Annotated in this window: 13 protein-coding genes; 8 read left to right on the top strand and 5 right to left on the bottom strand. The window is 49.2% G+C overall.

Features of this window, described 5'->3' with window-relative positions; genetic code table 11:
• Window positions 1-47 precede the first annotated feature (47 nt).
• Window positions 48-1,208, bottom strand: a complete 1,161-nt coding sequence (locus HYX48_06875; GenBank protein MBI2743623.1) for an ATP-binding protein — start codon at window positions 1,206-1,208, stop codon at window positions 48-50.
• Window positions 1,209-1,269: 61 nt separating this feature from the next.
• Entirely contained in the window at window positions 1,270-2,583 is a 1,314-nt protein-coding gene (locus HYX48_06880; protein MBI2743624.1) for a PhoH family protein, read from the bottom strand.
• Window positions 2,584-2,811: 228 nt separating this feature from the next.
• On the opposite strand from HYX48_06880, the gene HYX48_06885 reads away from it, so the two are divergent.
• The gene (locus HYX48_06885) at window positions 2,812-3,537 is read left to right on the top strand and encodes a hypothetical protein (protein ID MBI2743625.1); all 726 of its coding nucleotides are present in this window, start codon (window positions 2,812-2,814) and stop codon (window positions 3,535-3,537) included.
• Window positions 3,538-3,659: 122 nt separating this feature from the next.
• Window positions 3,660-4,922 (top strand): hypothetical protein, encoded by a 1,263-nt coding sequence (locus HYX48_06890; protein ID MBI2743626.1) that lies wholly within the window; start codon window positions 3,660-3,662, stop codon window positions 4,920-4,922.
• Window positions 4,923-5,055: 133 nt separating this feature from the next.
• Here HYX48_06890 and HYX48_06895 read toward each other — a convergent pair whose 3' ends face one another.
• Window positions 5,056-5,247 (bottom strand): hypothetical protein, encoded by a 192-nt coding sequence (locus tag HYX48_06895; protein MBI2743627.1) that lies wholly within the window; start codon window positions 5,245-5,247, stop codon window positions 5,056-5,058.
• 67 nt (window positions 5,248-5,314) lie between these two features.
• Between HYX48_06895 and HYX48_06900 the strand changes: the two genes are divergently transcribed.
• Complete coding sequence (locus tag HYX48_06900) at window positions 5,315-6,100, top strand: DUF455 family protein (protein MBI2743628.1); 786 nt, start codon at window positions 5,315-5,317, stop codon at window positions 6,098-6,100.
• Window positions 6,097-7,620, top strand: coding sequence for a YifB family Mg chelatase-like AAA ATPase (locus HYX48_06905; GenBank protein ID MBI2743629.1), 1,524 nt, complete (start codon window positions 6,097-6,099; stop codon window positions 7,618-7,620). Before HYX48_06900 ends, HYX48_06905 begins: the two co-directional genes overlap by 4 nt.
• Before the next feature lie 475 nt (window positions 7,621-8,095).
• On the opposite strand, the gene rmuC is transcribed toward HYX48_06905, so the two are convergent.
• Together rmuC and HYX48_06915 are read right to left on the bottom strand one after the other, a co-directional pair.
• Window positions 8,096-9,427 carry a DNA recombination protein RmuC gene (rmuC, locus tag HYX48_06910; GenBank protein MBI2743630.1) on the bottom strand — a complete coding sequence of 444 codons (1,332 nt, stop codon included), beginning with the start codon at window positions 9,425-9,427 and terminating at the stop codon, window positions 8,096-8,098.
• Window positions 9,428-9,431: 4 nt separating this feature from the next.
• Window positions 9,432-10,268, bottom strand: coding sequence for a CDP-alcohol phosphatidyltransferase family protein (locus HYX48_06915; GenBank protein MBI2743631.1), 837 nt, complete (start codon window positions 10,266-10,268; stop codon window positions 9,432-9,434).
• Between the two features lie 225 nt (window positions 10,269-10,493).
• On the opposite strand from HYX48_06915, the gene HYX48_06920 reads away from it, so the two are divergent.
• The 4 genes from HYX48_06920 to HYX48_06935 all read left to right on the top strand — a co-directional run bounded on the left by HYX48_06920 (window position 10,494) and on the right by HYX48_06935 (window position 19,297).
• Complete coding sequence (locus HYX48_06920; GenBank protein MBI2743632.1) at window positions 10,494-13,763, top strand: ribonucleoside-diphosphate reductase subunit alpha; 3,270 nt, start codon at window positions 10,494-10,496, stop codon at window positions 13,761-13,763.
• A 24-nt stretch (window positions 13,764-13,787) separates the two neighbouring features.
• Window positions 13,788-14,831: a ribonucleotide-diphosphate reductase subunit beta gene (locus HYX48_06925; protein MBI2743633.1), complete on the top strand. Its 1,044-nt coding sequence runs from the start codon at window positions 13,788-13,790 to the stop codon at window positions 14,829-14,831.
• A complete protein-coding gene (locus HYX48_06930) occupies window positions 14,832-17,774 on the top strand; it encodes an insulinase family protein (GenBank protein MBI2743634.1) in 2,943 nt (980 codons plus the stop codon).
• 77 nt (window positions 17,775-17,851) lie between these two features.
• A complete protein-coding gene (locus HYX48_06935; GenBank protein MBI2743635.1) occupies window positions 17,852-19,297 on the top strand; it encodes a DegQ family serine endoprotease in 1,446 nt (481 codons plus the stop codon).
• Window positions 19,298-19,308: the final 11 nt, after the last annotated feature.

Below are 19,308 nucleotides of genomic sequence, written 5' to 3' on the forward strand. Positions count from 1 at the left end.
ACTTCCCAATTTTTCCTCATATTAAACAATGAAGAACAAATCGCAAGTTATTTGATAGAAAGAGTAGATTTTTTGTAATTGAGTAGATCAACCGATTGAACCCTTTGCTCCTCTTCCCCTGCATAAATCAGATAGCCCTTAGGAGCTCGATCACCGGTAAGATTTTGGAAAAAGTGCAGCCGTCTCAAAAACTCTCGATTGAATGTTTTTGAAGACTTGATTTCGATCGGAACTAGATTGTGGCCATCTTTAAAAATCACGTCGATCTCATTTTTTTGAGTATCGCGGTAATAATAGAGCTGCGGATCCAATCCGCGATTTAATCTCGACTTCATGAGTTCTAGTATTATCAGATTTTCAACCAGATGCCCTCTCAATGGATCACGACTGATCTGCACCTCATTTTCGATTCCCAAAAGGTAGGTTGCAAGACCCACATCTGTGAAGTAGAGCTTTGGAGATTTAATGATTCTTTTGCCAAAATTTTCGAAGTAGGGTTGTAAACGGAAAATGATAAAAGAAGCTTCTAGAATAGATAGCCACTCTTTTACAGTATGAGAAGAGACTCCTATCTCACCTCCAAGTTCTGCCAAATTAAGAACACTTCCAATACGTCCTGCACAGATACGCACAAAACGATTGAACTGGCTTAGATCTTTAATGTTAATAAGTTGGCGCAAATCCCTTTCTACATAGGTTTGAAAATAGTTACGATAGGCTCTTGTCGGGTCTAAGTTGTCTTTATAGATTCTCGGGTATCCCCCTTTTAATAGCATCTCATCAAGAGGCAGGTCGATACCAGCTTTCAATAGCTCGCCTAAACTCATCGGAAGAAGAGTCAAAAGAGCTGTTCTGCCAGCAAGCGATTGTGAGATTGCTTGGTGAAGCTCCAACTGATGACTCCCCGTTAGAATAAACATCCCCTTCAGCGATGTTTTATCTACGATAACTTGAATGTAAGAAAGAAGCTGAGGAAGGCGCTGAATCTCGTCTAATATGGCCCCAGATGGGTACTTATCTAGAAACCCCCTTGGATCCGACTCTGCGAGATCTCTCACATCTGGGGCTTCAAGGTTGACATAGGGTTTGTCTGGAAAGACCGCTTGAACAAGCGTAGTTTTCCCAGATTGCCGCGGTCCTATGACCGTGACAACAGGATATTTTAACTCAAGCTGCTTAAGCTCAATGACTATGTCTCGTTCAAACATAAAAACCGTACAATCTGAAGTTGAACTTCATTTTATACGGAACTCCTATTCACACACAACCCTAAAGGATTTCGGCTGCGAGAGCGGCAAGCTCAGAGCGCTCTGTTTTGTCGAGGAAGACGTGTCCAAAAACCGGATGGTTTTTAAATCTACCGACCACATATGTAAGAGCGTTTGAGTCCTTATCAAGATAGGGATTATCGATCTGCGTCGCATCTCCGGTGAGGACAACCTTCGTTCCCTGGCCAGCACGAGAGATGATCGTCTTCACCTCGTGAGGGGTCAGGTTCTGCGCCTCGTCGATGATGATATACATTTTAGGTAGAGACCTACCACGGATATAAGTCACCGCCTCCATCTCGATCTTCTTACTCTCCATGATCCACTTCTGCGTTTCGGTCCCATTACCCTCTCCGCTGGTGGACTGGCAGAGAAACTCCAAGTTGTCGTAGATCGGCTGCATCCAGTGGAAGAGCTTCTCCTCCTTGGTTCCAGGGAGGTATCCGATATCTTTACCCAGAGGAACAACAGGCCTACTCACTAGAATACGAGTATAGAGCCCCTCATCAAAGACCTTCCGAAGACCTGCCGCTAGTGCGATCAGCGTCTTACCCGTTCCCGCAGGGCCTACAAGCGTTACCAGCTTAATGTCATCGCGAAGGAGCAGATCGAGAGCGCACTTCTGCTCATTGTTTAGAGGGAAGATCCCCCAGATGTCTCTAGAGAGCTTGATTAGAGGCTCGAGCCTTTTTGCGCGCGAATTATATTTTGTGATCACAGACGACTGCTCTGGAGAGGTAAGAAGGCAGTACTCATTTGGCAAGAGGTCGCTGATCTCTGTGGATAGGTAGCCATCTTTTAAAAAGGTGTCGATCTCTCTTTTCGGCACTTCGAGCTTGCGGTAGCCTCGATACATATTCTCATAGGAGGCCTTAAGACTCTCATAATCCTCCGCCTCGATATTGATCGCCTCGGCTTTAACCCTCATGACAAAGTCTTTGGAAACGAGAACTACCGTCTGTCCCGCTTCCTGCAGCTGAAATGCTGTAAGGAGAATCCGATGATCGTTGCGGTCTACGGCAAGAGGAAAGTTCTTCTTCTCCATCGCCCTAGTCTCAACATGGATTCTTACAACTGTGCCATTTTCAATTTGCACACCAGTATGTAGAGCCCCCGCTTTGCGCAGCTTAAGGCTGCTGATGTAGCGAATCACATGGCGGGCATTCTTTCCGAGCTCATCAGATAAGCGTTTTAAACCATCTAACTCCTCAATTACCGCAAGGGGAATGACAACGTCGCTCTCTTTGAACTTACCTATCGCGTCTGGGTCATGAAGCAGAACGTTCGTATCTATCACAAAGGTCTTTCTATTCACTGCTTAAGCTCCTTTCGAGAATTTAGGACACCAAAAGGCGAGAATAGCCAAGCTCCCCCCTTCCTACAATCTTTTTTTAATTAATTATGTAAAATATTAATAATAAACGACTTAAACACAAAAACAAGCACTCAACAGCAGACTGTGCTAAATTCTATAGCATTCAAAATACCTTTGAGGTAAAATGGATTTTGAAGCGCAGTCTTATTATATTGAGGGTAAAAAACCATGCGAATCAACCATAAGATATTAAGCCTCCCCCCTTACATTTCTACTTCCTGGAAAAACGTCATCTCTTTACACGTTGAATACAGAACGAGCCTTCCCCTTCTCACAATTGGCCTCTTAAACGGCCAGTGCATAGAGGTGCCAAACCTAGAACTGCCCATTATCGATGCGATCTTCCAAGCACATGCAAAATCCATGGATCAAGAGAGCAGCATCCTGCAAAGACCAGCTCCACGAGAGAGCGAAGCGGAGATGCCTTCTCTCATGGAACAGCTCAGCCTCAGCTTCCCTATAAAAATCTCTTCAATGAATCTAGACAACCTAGGCCCCCTTCTTCAGCACAACCCTCAGCAGGCGGACGCCCCTCCCCTTCCCGCCGATATATTAAACAAGATCGCCTCTCTATCTAAAACGGCTGGCATCGAAGAGGATCTAGTTCCCGATGCTGAACCTCATTGCAATTGCATTCACTGCCAGATCTCTCGTGCGGTAAAGGGCGAGACAAAAGAGGTGGAAGAAGAACACCCCCTTTGCATAGACGAAGAGGTCTCGGATGAAGATCTCAAATTTCGCATCTGGGATATTCAGCAGACATCTCCAAATCTCTTCAATGTAACCAACCCCCTGGATGAGAAGGAGAGCTACTCCGTCTTTCTAGGCGATCCGGTCGGCTGCACCTGCGGCCAAAAAACCTGCGAACATGTGGTTGCTGTCCTAAAAAGCTAAAACCCCTCCCATTCTAAACCTCCTAATCCCATGGGCTAGGAGGTTTTATTTTTTTTACATGGTGGAAAAAAATGGGAGTTCCTAGAATGGCGTTTTAGTTTTTAGCTCATAGGAGTTCCACCATGTCAAAGTTTTTTGCCGTATTAAGCGCCACAGTTTGCACCTCCTGTCTCTTTGCTGACGGAATGGGAGAGAGTTTTCAGCCTTCGCAAGAGGTCTCATTCTCTGTTCCAGCGTCAGAACCACAAGCAGTAGAAGCAGAGGTAGCTCCAGCAGCTCTTCCTGTCGTTAAGACAGCAGCAGCTCCTGTACCTGCTAAAGTCGTAGAGGTTCCAGTCTCCGCCTTCACAGGAAAAGTGAAAGGCAAAAAAGTAAGACTCCGCGTTAAAGCCGATTTAGACAGCCCTGTCGTGCGCGAACTGAGCAAAAATGAGCTCCTGACAGTTGTAGCTGAAAAAGGCGACTTCTGGGCAGTCCAAGCTCCAGCCGGCACAAAAGCCTACGTCTTCCGCAGCTTTGTATTAGATAACGTCATCGAAGGCAACCGCGTAAATATCCGCCTCGAACCCAATACAGAAGCTCCCATCATCAGCCATCTAAACGCAGGCGACAAAATTCAGGGAACCATCTGCGCCTCTAACAACAAGTGGTTAGAGATCAGCGCTCCTGCAAATACCCGCTTTTACGTATCTAAAGACTATCTCGAAAATATCGGCGGTCCAGAAGTTAAGGCTCAAGCCGACAAGCGACGTGTAAACGTTGAACAGCTTGTTGAAGCAGCTGCTCTTCTTGGAAAAGCAGAATTACACAAGCCTTATCACGAGATTGATATCGAGCGCATTACCCAGAGCTACAAGACTGTGATCAATGAGTACACAGATTTTCCAGAACATGTAGAGAAAGCTAAAGAGCTGCTTGCCAGCTTGCAAGAAGCATATGTTCAAAAACGTTTGGCACAAGCAGACGCAAAACTTGCGATAGCAACCGCTCAAGAGCATTCTGATGAGAGCGACAACCTCCAGACTAGCAATTCAACCCTGGCTAGCGCGCTGGTTAACGACAAAATGAAGATGTGGGAGCCAGTCGAAGAGGCTCTCTATCTCAGCTGGTCTCAAGCCAATGATGACAGAAACCAGGAGCAGTTCTACGAGGAGCAGAAGCTCGCGGCAGCTACAATCACTGGAATCGTTGAGGCTTACACTGCACCAGTGAAAAACAAGCCAGGCGACTTCATCATCCGCGATAAAGATATGCCTGTTGCGTATGTCTACAGCACGAGAGTTAACCTGCAGAACATGATCGGCAAAAAAGTGACGCTTCTTGGATGCCCAAGATCGAACAACAACTTTGCCTTCCCTGCATACTTCGTCATCGCTGCAGAGTAATCTTTCCACCCTAGAGAAGGGAGACCTCTCCCTTCTCTTTTTCTTTTTAAAGGATTTCTTCTTGGACCTTATTAAAAGCCTAAAAAGACATGTCGGATGGTGTGCGCTTCGAACAACCCTTAATTTCTAAAATTTAAGATTTTGAATAGAAGATGAAGAGCAACAGGATAATGAGGATCGCCGCCAGATGCGGCGGCAGGAGATATAGGATAAAGAAGTTCCCAGACTGCGCATCCTGCCGCCGCATCTGGCGGCGATCCTCACCATCCTGTTTTTCTTTTCTCTGTGTGTTTTTGAGAAACCCAAACTCCTTAGTAAAACCCACACCATCCGCATATCCCTTCAGCCAAATCGTGATTTTTAAAACTTGAAAAAACTTTCTCTGAAATTTCATGGAACTTAGAGATTGGGCGATCCGCATTTTAAGTGGAGACACTTTAGAGGAGAAACTTCTAGCTCCTGAGGTACTCACCGATTTTCAACCAGGGCCACCTCTTATCTGGCAAGAGCCTACTCGTCCAGTAGGAATGCAGTTTAAAAAACACACTGCAAGGGAGAAGCTCCCCAAGTTTCATCAGCATGGAAATCCCGATAAGAGAGCTGTCTGTCTACACCGTTTTGCAGGGCATGAGCTTCTGGCTGTCGAGATCATGGCCTACGCACTGCTCGCCTTTCCAGATGCTCCTAAGCACTTCCGAAAGGGTGTGGCAAATACATTGAAAGAAGAGCAGGGCCATGTCCAACTCTATATAAAGAGACTGGCCGAAATGGGCGTCGCATTTGGAGACCTTCCCCTTTATCGCCATTTCTGGAACTATGTTCCTTTTTTAAAATCGCCCATTCACTACTTGAGTGTGATGAGTCTTACCTTTGAAATGGCTAACCTCGACTTTGCTCCTCTTTATGGCGCCTCCTTTTTACAACATGGAGATGAGGCGTCAGCAGCACTCATGCGCACAATTCTGGAAGATGAGATCTCGCACGTCTCTTTTGGCTACCGCTGGCTCCAGAAGCTTAAAAGGCCCGATGTTTCAGAGTGGCAAGAGTGGAGAGAGAGCGTCCCGGAAAGACTCACGCCCGATCGCGCCTGTGGTTTTACACTCTTTGAAGAGAACCGCAAGAGAGCGGGCATTCCCGATGAGTGGATTGAATTTTTAAAAAAAGGATTAAAAGCATGATTCCTTCACATCTCCAGTCTGTCGCTTTTTTAGGGGTTGATGCCCAGCTGGTGGAGGTTGAAGCGGATGCAAAAAAGGGAGAGAAGGGGCAGAGCCACTTTGTAATCGTCGGCTTGCCCGATACTGCCGTAAAAGAGTCCAAAGACCGCGTGCTTGCGGCGTTAAAAAATTCTGGATTTGCTCTCGACTCTCTGCAATGCACGATTAATTTAGCTCCCGCCGACTTGAAAAAAGAAGGAGCATTATACGATCTTCCCATCGCTCTTGCGCTCCTCCTCACTCACGGCAAGCTCACTTCTTCCATTAGCTCCTCTTTTCTCTACGCAGGCGAGCTCTCTCTAGCTGGGCAGATGCGCCCAATGCGCGGAGCTCTCTCCGCTGCACTTCTGGCTAAAAGGCTGGGCAAGAGAGGCATTCTACTTCCAAAGCAGAATGCAGGAGAGGCCGCCGCAGTAACCGGCATAGAGGTCATCGGGGTAGAAAACTTAAAGGAAGCAGCCCACTTTTTAGAGAACCCCGCCTCCATCAAACCCGCACTCTTTTCTCACAGTTCTCCCCAAAATGAGGAGAGAGCCCCTTCTGTCGACTTCTCAGAGATTAAAGGACAGCTCACCGCTAAGCGGGCACTCGAAGTTGCAGCAAGCGGCGGCCACAACCTGCTTCTCTTTGGCCCTCCGGGAACAGGAAAGACGCTGATGTCAAAAGCCCTCAGCGGAATTCTTCCCCCTCTTTCTTTAGATGAGACTCTTGAAATCACAAAGATCCACTCGCTTGCCGGGCTTCTTCCAAATGGAACCTCTCTTGTGCGCGAGCGCCCGTTTAGAAATCCGCATCATACGATTAGCGCCATCGGACTGGTCGGTGGAGGTAAGGTGCCCAGACCTGGAGAGCTCTCTCTTGCCCACTTGGGAGTCCTCTTTCTCGATGAGCTTCCAGAATTTTCACGACACACGCTAGAGGTTCTACGTCAGCCTCTGGAAAATGGACAGGTAATGATCACCCGTTCAAACATCACCCTCACATTCCCAACCTCCTGCCTATTCGTCGCCGCGATGAATCCTTGTCCTTGTGGATACGCCGGTCATCCGCAGAAGGCGTGCAAAGACACTCAGACGCAGATCGACCGCTATCGAAGCAAGATCTCAGGGCCGCTTCTCGACAGAATTGACATGCATGTTGAAGTGCCTCACGTTCCCTTTCTAGATCTCTCGTCGACACAAAAGACCGAGACGAGCCTCGAAGTGCGCGCACGCGTGATTCGAGCTCGTTCAGTTCAACAGAAGCGCTTTGGTTGGGCTAAAACAAACGCACAGATGACGCCGTCGCAGGTAACCCGCTTCTGCACCCTAGATAGCGAAGGGCAGAGTCTCATTCGCCAAGCGATGGATAAGATGGGCCTCTCTGCGCGTGCCTACACGCGCATCCTAAAACTCTCTCGTACGATTGCCGACATGGAAAGCAGCCCCTCCATCACCCCCGACCACCTTATGGAAGCCCTCGGCTTCCGCTCCCTCATCTAACATAATGAGGGTGCATGCAAAAGGAGAGGATCGGGCACCGGCACGGGCACGCACTCGTTCACGAAAGAAAGACGGGAGAGGAGAATAGAGTACGCTCTTCTCTTTTCTCCTCTTCCGTGTCCCCTCTCTTTCTCTCTTTCGTGAACGTGCCCGAGTGCGTGCCCGCGCCCGATCTTCTCTCCCCTCTCTTTATCTACAACTGCGATTGGACGCGAAAGGGACCCGCGCTGGTAAGCGTGGGATGAGCCGCCTTGAGCAGCCCTTCGATGCATATCGCACAGCAAAATTGCACCCGCAGGAGAGCGCGGAGAGCGCGCCAACGGGGTAGTACTATGTACACCCCTTCTCCGAGGACGCGATTTGGCAAAGCGAGATGCAGCGCAAGAGGGTCGCAGGGAGGCCCCGAGAGAAAGCGCAGCTTTCTCCTGGCCTACCCGACATGTCTTTTCAATTATAAAAATGAAAAAACAATGGGTTATTCAGGAGAGGTGGTAAAAGCTTTTTCGGTTTCGGGGAGTTGGAGTTCGCGGGGGATTTTTTCGACGAGATCGATCGAGTCGAGCTCGATTGCAGAGCTTGTGGCGCCCATCTCTTTAAATTTCCGCGCTGAGACTAGGACACGCGATTCGAACGATCCCATGGCCTTATTAAACGACTCTACGGCGGTTCCGAGAGATCTACCCGTCTTGGTGAAGTGGCCGCACATATCGACCATGCGTTTGTAGAGCTCCTGTCCAAGCTGCTCGAGCTCTTCTGCATGTCGAGAGAGGCTCTCCTGCTTCCATCCATAAGAAACAGAGCGCAAAAGCGCAATCAGCGTCGTGGGCGTAGCGAGAATAACTCCCCCTTCCACTCCTACCTCGATAAGTGAAGGGTCGAACTCTAAAGCGGCGCTGAAAAAAGTTTCGGCAGGAAGAAAGAGGACGACAAATTCTGGAGTCGGATGAAACCGCTCCCAGTAGGCTTTTTTCCCAAGTGCAGTGATGTGCTGTCTGACATGGCGAGCGTGATCTTTAAGTTTCGCCTCCCGCACTGTCTCATCGCTGGTCTGAATCGCTTCCATATATGCTTCTAGAGGCGCTTTCGCATCGACAACCACCTGCCTGCCTCCAGGGAGGTGAACGATAAGATCGGGTCTTAACTTTCCCTCCTCATCTTCCATGTGGTTCTGCTCGGTGAAATCGCAATGGTTGAGCATGCCAGCGAGCTCGACCACGCGTCTAAGCTGAATCTCTCCCCATCTTCCTCGGGCAATGGGAGAGCGCAATGCTTTAACCAGGCTTGCAGTCTCTTGACGCAGCTGCTTCTCAGTTTCCAAAAGTGAGCGGAGCTGCTCATGAATCACCTGCTGCTCGCCTTTACGCTCCTTCTCAATTAGCCTGAGCCCCTGGTCGAGTTTATTTAGCGACTCTTTCATGGGAGCGACCATCTCAGAGATGCTCTGCTGGCGCTTCTCTAAATCGCCTTTTGCTGCCTGCTGAAACTTCTCGAGGGTGGCATTTGCGAGATTGAGGAAAGAGCTGCTGTTCTTTTCGAGAGCCTCGTGAGAGAGAGCTTTGAAGGTTTGAGAGAAGTTATCATTTGCTCTTTTAACGAATTCATACTTCTCTTCTAGAGAGCTCAACTTAATCTTGAGAGAGGTCAGAAGCTCCTCTTTCTCTTTGAGCTGCTGCTCGATCTCTGGAATCTGGGCAATCCTCTTCTCGGCAATAGACAGGAGAAGAAGGGCCTCCTTCTTCCTACCCTTCTCGTGGAGATAGAGTAGAGCGAGAGAGACCAGACCCAGACACGAGAAGACTAGTAGCATAGAATTAATCCAGATCTTCCTGTTCGGGTTCGAAATCCTCTAGTGTCTTCGATTTTTTACCCGCGATGAGGCGAATGACTGAAAGGATGAGAGCCAGGATGATATATCCCCAGACTGTCAGCATTAGAACCGCAGGGAAGAAGTAGAGGATTCCATAGAGGACAAAGATCGCTGAGATGACCGTTAAAAAGAGGAGCTGAAATGAGGGAACGCGAAAGTGGAGCATCTTAGAACTTGGGAACTTCCAGCGGCTTACCATCAGATAACCCAGCACGATCATCAAAGAAGAGAGAACTATAGCAAGCGTCTCTGGTTTTAGAGGACAGATCTTCTCACAGATAGGAGAAGAGAGAAATAGGTTAGCTGAGATTGCCGCCATCGCCGCCGCAGGAATCGGCAGGCCAGTGAAGTGCTTCTTTTGAGCTGCTTCTAGATCGGCGTTTCCTTTCGCTTCATTTGCTCTTACATTGAAACGCACGAGGCGTAAAACTCCGCCAATCGAATAGAGCATCGCGCCAGATATTGCAAAAAATGAGAGCCAGGTTCCTTGCTCTAGGGAGAGGCTCTTCAGGAGCAGTACAGAGGGGGCAACCCCGAAGGAGACGGCATCCGCTAGAGAGTCGAACATAAACCCAAATTCGCTCTGTGCATGGAAGGCGCGGGCGACAGCTCCATCGACAAAATCGGCAAAAGCTGCGACGAGGAGCAGCAGCACAGAAGTGTGAAGGACCTGGTAGCTCCCAGAGCCGGGCTCCACCATGTTGACTTTAAAAATAACGAAGAGACCGCAAGCGAGTCCAAACGCTGTGATAATATTGGGGATCAGATAGATTCTGCGCAAAAAACACCTCTCATTCCAAAATGGTCAAAAACCGTGTCAATCTCAAACATAGCAGAATCTCAAAAAGGTTCAAACTCAATTGACTCTCAACCGTTTAGCAACTCATTTTTTTTTGCTTTATCATTTCTGTGGACTAAAAGCTTTTGGCTACTATATATGGTGTATACAGAAGCAAATTCATACCAGATCTAGTTAATACGCCCATATACATAGGAGAGCAACCTCATGTCCGATAGACCCTCTTCGTCAGTAAAATCTGCCGTAGCTGACCTCGTTTCCACACTGAAAACGACCCTTCAAAGAAAAGATAAATCGATAAGCGCCGATGCCGTGCAGACCTTCACTGTTGTGAAGCGCAACGGGGCGATCGTCCCTTTCCGAAAGGAGAGGATCGACCGCGCTCTTGAAGCTGCCTTCCGCGACACAAAAAAAGTTTTAAAAGATGAGCCGATGCCGGAAGAGTTCACAGCTCTGATAGCAGAGGTGACCGATGAGGTGGTTATCCAGCTGATCACCCTGGCTTCTAAAGGCGCCTCTCTTACTGTTGAAGGCATCCAGGATCTGGTCGAAGTGACCCTCATGAAGTGCGGCCACCACGACGTTGCACGCGACTATATCATCTACCGCGACCAGCACAAAGCCCGCCGCGAAGATGCCCCTGAGAATCTAAAAATCCGCCGTAAAGATGGTGTGATGGTGCGCTTCAACCCGATGAAGATCGCCTCTTCTGTCGAAGCAGTATTCCGCCGCACTCGCCAGGTCGAAGGCCAAGCCTCCCAAGAGATGATCGATGCTGTCAACCTCCTGACTCAAAAGATGGTCGCTCGCATCTCCTCTCTCGCAAAACATGGCGTTGAACTCACAATCTCTCTGATTCAAGATGAGATCGAACAGCAGCTGATGCGCGAAGGCTATTTCAATGTAGCAAAAGAGTTCATCCTCTACAGAGCTTCAATTGGAGAGCAGTCTCTTCCCGAAGCTGCAATGCGCACTTTTGATGAAGAGAAGTCTCTAAGACAGTTTACAATCCAGAAAGCAGATGGCACTTCGCACACGTTAAGCGAAAAAGAGCTCCATGCTCGTCTCAAGTTTGCCTGCAGAGCGCTTGAAGATCTCGTCTCTTCCGAAGAGCTACTTGAGAGCTCGATCGGCAACTTCTATGAGGGCATGAGAGAGACAGAAGTAGACACAGCCAACATCATGGCGGCTCGCACAAAAATCGAAGTAGAGCCCGCCTACTCAAAAGTCGCTTCGCGCCTACTTCTCGATATCCTCTATCGCGAAACAGTGGGGCTTTCCGCTTCAGATCCTCAGCTAGAATCTGCGCATCGCGAATACTTTAAAAGCTACTTGAAGCAGGCTGTAGCTCTGCAGAGAGTTCACCCCGATCTTCTCGAGTTCGATCTCGATAAGCTCGCTAAAGCGATCGAACTTCAGAGAGATGATCAGTTCGCTTATCTCGGTCTCCAAACTCTCTACGACCGCTACTTCATCCACGACACTCAGAAGAAACTGGAAACACCGCAGATCTTCTGGATGCGCGTCTCAATGGGCCTTGCTCTCTGTGAAAAAGAGAGACGCAACGAGCGTGCGATCGAATTCTACGACGTGCTTTCAAAGTTCCTCTTCGTTTCCAGCACTCCAACTCTGTTCAACTCTGGAACTCTACATCCTCAGCTGAGCTCTTGCTACCTCTCGACAGTGATGGATGATCTGGGACATATCTTTAAAGTGGTCTCGGATGATGCGCAGCTCTCTAAGTGGGCTGGGGGCATCGGTAACGACTGGACAAACGTCCGTGCAACGGGCGCTATCATCAAGGGAACAAATGGACGCAGCCAGGGCGTGATCCCCTTCCTTAAAGTCGCCAACGACACAGCCGTTGCCGTCAACCAGGGTGGTAAACGCAAAGGAGCGATGTGCGCATATCTGGAAACATGGCACCTCGACATCGAAGACTTCCTAGACCTCCGCAAGAATACGGGCGACGAGCGTAGACGTACCCACGACATGAATACAGCCAACTGGATTCCCGACCTCTTCATGAAGAGAGTCTCTGAGAACGGCACCTGGACACTTTTCAGCCCAAGCACAGTTCCAGATCTTCATGATCTCTATGGATCCGCGTTTGAAAAGCGCTACTGCGAATATGAGAAGATGGCAGATGAGGGCAAGATTAAGCTCTTCAAAAAGATCGAAGCTCTCCAGCTCTGGCGCAAGATGCTCAGCATGCTCTTTGAGACTGGCCATCCTTGGATCACTTTCAAAGATCCTTCAAACATCCGCTCTCCGCAAGATCACACAGGCGTTGTGCATAGCTCAAACCTCTGCACCGAGATTCTCCTCAATACTTCGGCGGAAGAGACAGCCGTCTGCAACCTGGGTTCGATCAACTTGATCGAGCACATGACAGACAATAGGGGCCTGGATCAGCAGAAGCTCTCTTCTACTGTCCGCACTGTGGTCCGCATGCTCGATAACGTGATCGATATCAACTACTATCCAACCCCAGAAGCGAAGAATGCCAACTTGCGCCATAGACCAATCGGTCTCGGCTTAATGGGCTTCCAAGATGCGCTCTACATGCAGAACATCAGCTACGCAAGCCATGAGGCTGTGAAGTTTGCAGATACTAGCATGGAGATGATCTCCTACTATGCGATCTTGGCATCGAGTGAACTCGCTAAAGAGCGCGGCACCTATGCATCGTACAAAGGCTCCAAGTGGGAGCGCGGCCTCCTTCCGATCGACACCCTTGCGCTTCTAGAAAGCGAGCGCGGCGGATTCCTCGATGTAGATCGCAGCTGCTCTCTCGATTGGAAACCAGTGCGCGAGTCGATCAAAAGATATGGCATGCGCAATAGCAACACGATGGCGATTGCACCTACTGCTACGATTTCAAATATCACAGGGATCACCCAGTCGATCGAACCGATGTACAAGCACCTGTTCGTGAAATCCAACCTCTCTGGAGAGTTCACTATCGTCAACACCTTCCTCGTCGATCGCTTGAAAGCGCTTGGACTCTGGGATAGCGAGATGCTAGATGACCTGAAATACTTCGACGGGTCGATCACTGAGATCGAACGCATTCCAGATGGAGTGAAACAGCTCTTCCTAACCGCATTCGAGATCGATCCCGAGTGGCTCATCGAGTGCGCAAGCCGTCGTCAGAAGTGGATTGACATGGGACAGTCTCTGAACCTTTACATGGCAGAACCGAGCGGAAAGAAATTACATCAGATGTACCTTTTCGCCTGGACTAAAGGTTTGAAGACAACCTATTATCTCCGCACACTGGCCGCCACTCAGATTGAAAAATCGACAACAGATATCAATGCCAGAGGCCTGCAGCCGCGCTGGATGAAAAACAAGTCCGCGTCGAGCGGAGTTCAGCTCCAACGCAGTGAGGAGCAGCAGCCTCTAGCAGAAGAAGTAAAACTCAGCGCTCCCAAGGTTTGCAGCCTGGAAGAGGGCTGTGAGAGTTGCCAATAAATTTTAATAAAGAGAGAAAAAATCATGCTTATCGCAGAAGTCGAAGCAAAAAATAAACGAGTTGATGTCAAAGAAAAGAGGCTCATCAACTGCCACACAGTGGATGTTAACCAGCTGATGCCGCTTAAATACAAGTGGGCGTGGGAGCACTACCTCAACGGATGTGCAAACCACTGGATGCCTACTGAAGTTCCGATGGGAAAGGATATCGAGACCTGGAAGTCGGGCGATCTAACTGCCGATGAGAAGCGCGTGATCATGCGCAACCTCGGCTTCTTCAGCACAGCTGAGAGTCTGGTTGGCAATAACATCGTTCTCGCGATCTTCAAATATGTAACCAATCCAGAAGTTAGACAGTACCTTCTTAGACAGGCGTTTGAAGAGGCGATCCACACTCACACCTTCCACTACATCGTAGAGTCTCTCTCTCTCGACCAGGGTGAGATCTTCAACATGTACAACGAGATCAACACGATCCACGCTAAAGATGCTTTTGAGATGAAGCTGACAGAGCAGATGGTAAAAGGAGATTTCAATACTGCAACTCCTGAAGGCGCTCAGACGTTTTTAAAGAATCTGATCGGCTACTACATCATTATGGAAGGGATCTTCTTCTACAGCGGCTTCGTCATGATCCTCTCCTTCCACCGCCAGAATAAGATGACAGGTATTGGAGAGCAGTTCCAGTACATCCTGCGCGATGAGACGGTCCACCTCAACTTTGGAATCGACCTGATCAACGGCATTAAAGAGGAGAATCCAGAGGTCTGGACACCCGCCTTCCAAGCGCACATCACAGAGCTCGTGAAAGAGGCTGTTGAACTAGAAGTTCTCTATGCACAAGACTGCCTCCCAAAAGGAATTCTGGGGCTTACAGCTCCGATGTTCCGCGACTACGTGCAGTACATTGCCGATAGACGCTTAGAGCGCATTGGACTTAAGGCGATCTACCGCTCTAAAAATCCATTCCCTTGGATGAGCGAGACGATCGACCTCGGTAAAGAGAAGAACTTCTTCGAAACGCGCGTCAATGAGTATCAGTCCTCTGCAACGCTCTCTTGGACCTAAATGACGAGAGATCTGTTTCTAGAGGATGTCGGTGACCGCTACGGCGATTTCGTCGTAACAAAAGTTGCTGCGATCACAGAACTGGGTAGCACACTGCGCGAGCTGACGCACGAACCGTCAGGCGCGCAGGTGATGCATATCGCTGCTGACGACCCTGAAAACCTATTCTCTCTCTCTTTTAAAACACTGCCAGACAGCTCGAATGGTGTAGCCCACATCTTAGAACATACTGTTCTTTGCGGCTCGCGCAGATTCCCTATTAAAGATCCTTTTTTTGCAATGAGCAGGCGCAGTCTAAACACCTACATGAATGCGCTTACCGGCTCCGATTTCACCTGCTATCCCGCAGCCTCTCAAGTGGAGAAGGACTTCTACAATCTCCTGGATGTCTATATCGATGCCGTCTTTCATCCAGAGTTGAAAGAGGTCAGCTTTTTACAGGAGGGCCACAGGCTTGAATTCGCAGATCCAAAAGATCCCACCTCTCCATTAGAATATAAAGGAATCGTTCTCAATGAGATGAAGGGAAGTCTCTCTTCTGCCGATTCTCGTCTCTGGTATGAGATGATGGCGGCCCTCTTTCCTAACCTCCCCTATGGATTCAACTCAGGTGGAGATCCTAAAGAGATTCCCAAACTAACTTATGAAGAGCTCATCGCTTTTCATGAGACCTACTACAATCCGAGCAGATGTCTCTTCTTCTTCTACGGGAACCTTCCCCTTAAAAAACACCTCGATTTTATCGCTGAAAAAGCGCTGAAAAACAGCAGAAGAGAGCCCCCACTTCCTCCGATTCCACTTCAAAAACGGTTTGACGCCCCTCGCACCTTCGAATACCAGTTCCCCATCAACGAAGGCGAGAGCCTTGAGAACAAGACGATCATCGCCTTCGGCTGGCTCACACTCCCACTTCTTGAGCAAGATGATGTCCTCGCTCTCTGTGTGCTCGACTCTATTCTGATGGACACCGACGCCTCCCTGCTTAAACTTCCCCTTCTTAAATCGGGCCTCTGTGTGCATGCGGATGCCCACATCGATGTCGACATGAGCGAAGTCCCCTACCTGATCGTCTGTAAAGGAGGCGAAAAGAAGAACGCTGACGAGCTGGAAAAGCTCCTGCTCTCATCTCTAGAAAAGATCGCTGAAGATGGAATTCCTCCTCACCTCATCGACACCGCAATCCACCAGCTCGAATTCGCGCGCACCGAGATCTCTGGAGACTCTTCGCCTTTTGGACTCACTCTATTTATGCGCTCAGCCCTTGCTAAACAGCACGGCTGCCCTCCTGAGAACGCTCTAAAGGTCCACACTCACTTCGAAAAGCTGATCAGACAGAGTAGAGATCCAAAATACTTCCCCTCCCTCATCAGAAAGCTGCTTATCGACAATCCTCACAGAGTCCGCCTCGTGATGAGCCCAGATCCGGGCCTCGCATCGCAAGAGCTCGCTCAAGAGAAGGCTCTGCTTGAAGAGATCAAAAAATCCCTAACCAAAAGTGAGGTCAGCTCGATTGTTAAACAGGCGGAGAATCTCACTCTCTACCAGAAGAAGATGGAGAGCCAGAATATCGACCTCCTTCCAAAAGTTGGATTAGAAGATGTTCCGCTGCTTGTCACCGATTTTAAACTCCACGAGGAGAATTTTGGCGACCTCCGCATCTTTCACCACAACTGTTTTACGAATCAGATCCTCTATGTCGATCTCGTGCTCGACCTGCCAGAGCTCTCCCAAGAAGAGCTCCCCTATCTCCAGCTCCTCGTCTCCCTTCTTTCAGAGATCGGAGCCGGACCACGAGATTGGAGAAGCAACCTAGAGTATATCCAATCACACACCGGCGGCATAGGAGCTGTAACTTCTCTCCATCCCCAGATCGAAATGCCGCAGGTGTTAAAGCCCTCATTTACGATCCGCGGAAAAGCCCTCTATCGAAAAGCAGACAAGCTTTTTGATCTTATTAAAGAGATCATTGTCTCTCCGCGCCTCAATGAGAAAGAGAGGATTCAAGAGCTTATTCTGCAGCTCGACACCTCGATGCAGAACCGCTTTAATCGCCAGGCGCTCCGCTATGCGCTTCAGCTAGCTTTAAGCAGCTTTTCTCACGCCTCTCACCTTGCTAACTCCCTCTACGGGTTAACCTACTTCAAAGAGGTACAGCATATTGCAAAACTGGCTCAAGAGAAACCCGACGTCATCATCGACCGGCTGCTCGCAGTTAAAGATAAGGTCTTCTCTCACAAGTCCCCCCACCTCATCCTCAGCTGCGATGAGAAGATGTACAGAGAGCTTCAGAAAGAGGGCTTCTTTGGACTCGCTAAACTCCCTCTCAAACCTCCCGCTATCTGGAAGAGCGACTTCCCCCTAGAACCCGTCGCCTCACATGCAAGACCGATCTCCTCTCCAGTTGCCTTTACCGTTCAAGCTTTTAGATCCGTCCACTACATCCATCCCCACTCTCCTGCGATAAGCTGCGCGATGCCCCTGTTTGAAAATAAGATCTTCCATCGCAAGATTCGAGAAGAGGGAGGCGCGTATGGAACGGGCGCTGCCTATAGCTCCTCTTTTGGAAACTTCTATTTTTACGCCTACCGCGATCCTCACCTTGGCCAGACGTTAAAAGTATTTTCAAAATCTATTGAAACAATCGCTTCAGGAAGCTTCGATGAGCGCGATCTTGAAGAGGCTAAACTCGGCGTTATTCAATCGATGGATATGCCTATCGCCCCCGGCAGCAGAGCGATTGCAGCCTATAACAACTGGCGCGATGGAAAGACGAAAGAGCGTCGGCAGCTCTACCGCGACAGCCTCCTCAGCCTGAATAAAAAACAGATTATGCAAGCGGTAGAAAAAGAGATCCTTCCTCAAAAAGATGCTGGCATTACCATCTCTTTTGCCGGCCGCGAACTCCTCGAAAAAGAGAACCTCCTCCCCATCCTCCCTCTGTAATTTTTACCCCCTTGTGCTTTTCTGAGGTCGGCGATATATTGAGGCGTTCCGGCTTATATCACGAGGAGACCATGGCTATGAAACACTACCTAATCGCATCCACACTTCTTCTCTCAATTTCTTCATTTGCAGCGCCTGCACCGAAACCCGCTGCTGCCGACACGATGCCGAAAGAGTGCTGCTCGGCAGAGCAGACCTCGAAGGCGTTCACGATGGTCGCCAAGAAGGCGATGCCAGCTGTCGTCTTCGTGAAAATACAGAGCAACGTTCAAGAAGAGGCTGGACCTGGCGAGAACTACCAGCAGAATCCTTTTGACTACTATGGCGACGACTTTTTCAATCGCTTCTTCGGCTTCTCCCCAAAGGGACAGGGTAGAGCTCCACAGCCGCAGATGAGTCAGGGCTCTGGCTTCATAGTCACTGCAGATGGTTACATCATGACCAACGCCCACGTGGTTAAAGGAGCGGATAAGATCTCAGTTGTCCTCAACGATGGCCGCGAGCTCGATGCTACACTTGTTGGATCCGATCCTCACACTGATATCGCCATCATTAAAGTCGATGACAAGAACCTCCCCTTTATCGTCCTCGGAAACTCCGATCTCATGGACATTGGAGAGTGGGTAATTGCAATCGGAAGCCCGTTTCAGCTCGAGGCCTCACTCACCGTTGGGGTCATTAGCGCTAAAGGAAGACAGAACCTTCGCATCAACGACCTTGAAGACTTTATCCAGACAGATGCTGCCATCAATCCCGGCAACTCTGGCGGACCTCTTCTAAACCTGAAGAGCGAAGTCATCGGCATTAACACAGCCATCGTCTCTCGCTCGGGCGGCTATATGGGAATCGGCTTTGCCGTTCCAAGCAATATGGCGCGCAACATCATGACTCAGATCATCGACAAGGGGTCTGTAACGCGCGGCTTCCTCGGCGTCTCCCTTCAGCCTGTGGATAAGGATATCGCCGATGCCTTCAATCTTGAAAAAGCAGAAGGCGCGCTCGTCTCAGAGGTCATCAAAGACTCTCCTGCAGATCAGGCTGGCTTAAAACAGGGAGATATCATCCTTGAGTACAATAAGAACTCGATCAAGTCTCTCGGCGGCTTTAGAAATGAGATCTCTCTCATGGCACCAGGCTCTAAGATCGATCTTAAGGTCAATCGCAAAGGAAAGATTTTAAACATTCCAGTCACCCTCGGTTCAGCATCTGATGATAAGCTCTCGACAGGAGGCATCGTTCAGAAGCTCGGCTTAGAGGTAGAGGCTCTCACTCCTGAAAATGCAAAAGAGATCGGCTATCCAAGAGGCGAAGAGGGCGTTGTCATCACCAGGATTAAGCCCGGCTCAATCAGCGCGAGAGCAGGCCTCCGCCCCGGATTCTTGATTCAAGCGATCGACCATAAGAAGATCACAAACGTCTCAGAGTTCAACGAAGCGCTCAACGACCTTAGCAACAAGAAGCGCGTGCTTCTGCTTGTACGCCAAGGCACAGCAACTCGCTTCTACTCGCTTAAACTCGAATAGAGAAGTTAGTG

Source organism: Chlamydiales bacterium, assembly GCA_016185065.1.
Lineage (GTDB): Bacteria > Chlamydiota > Chlamydiia > Chlamydiales > Rhabdochlamydiaceae.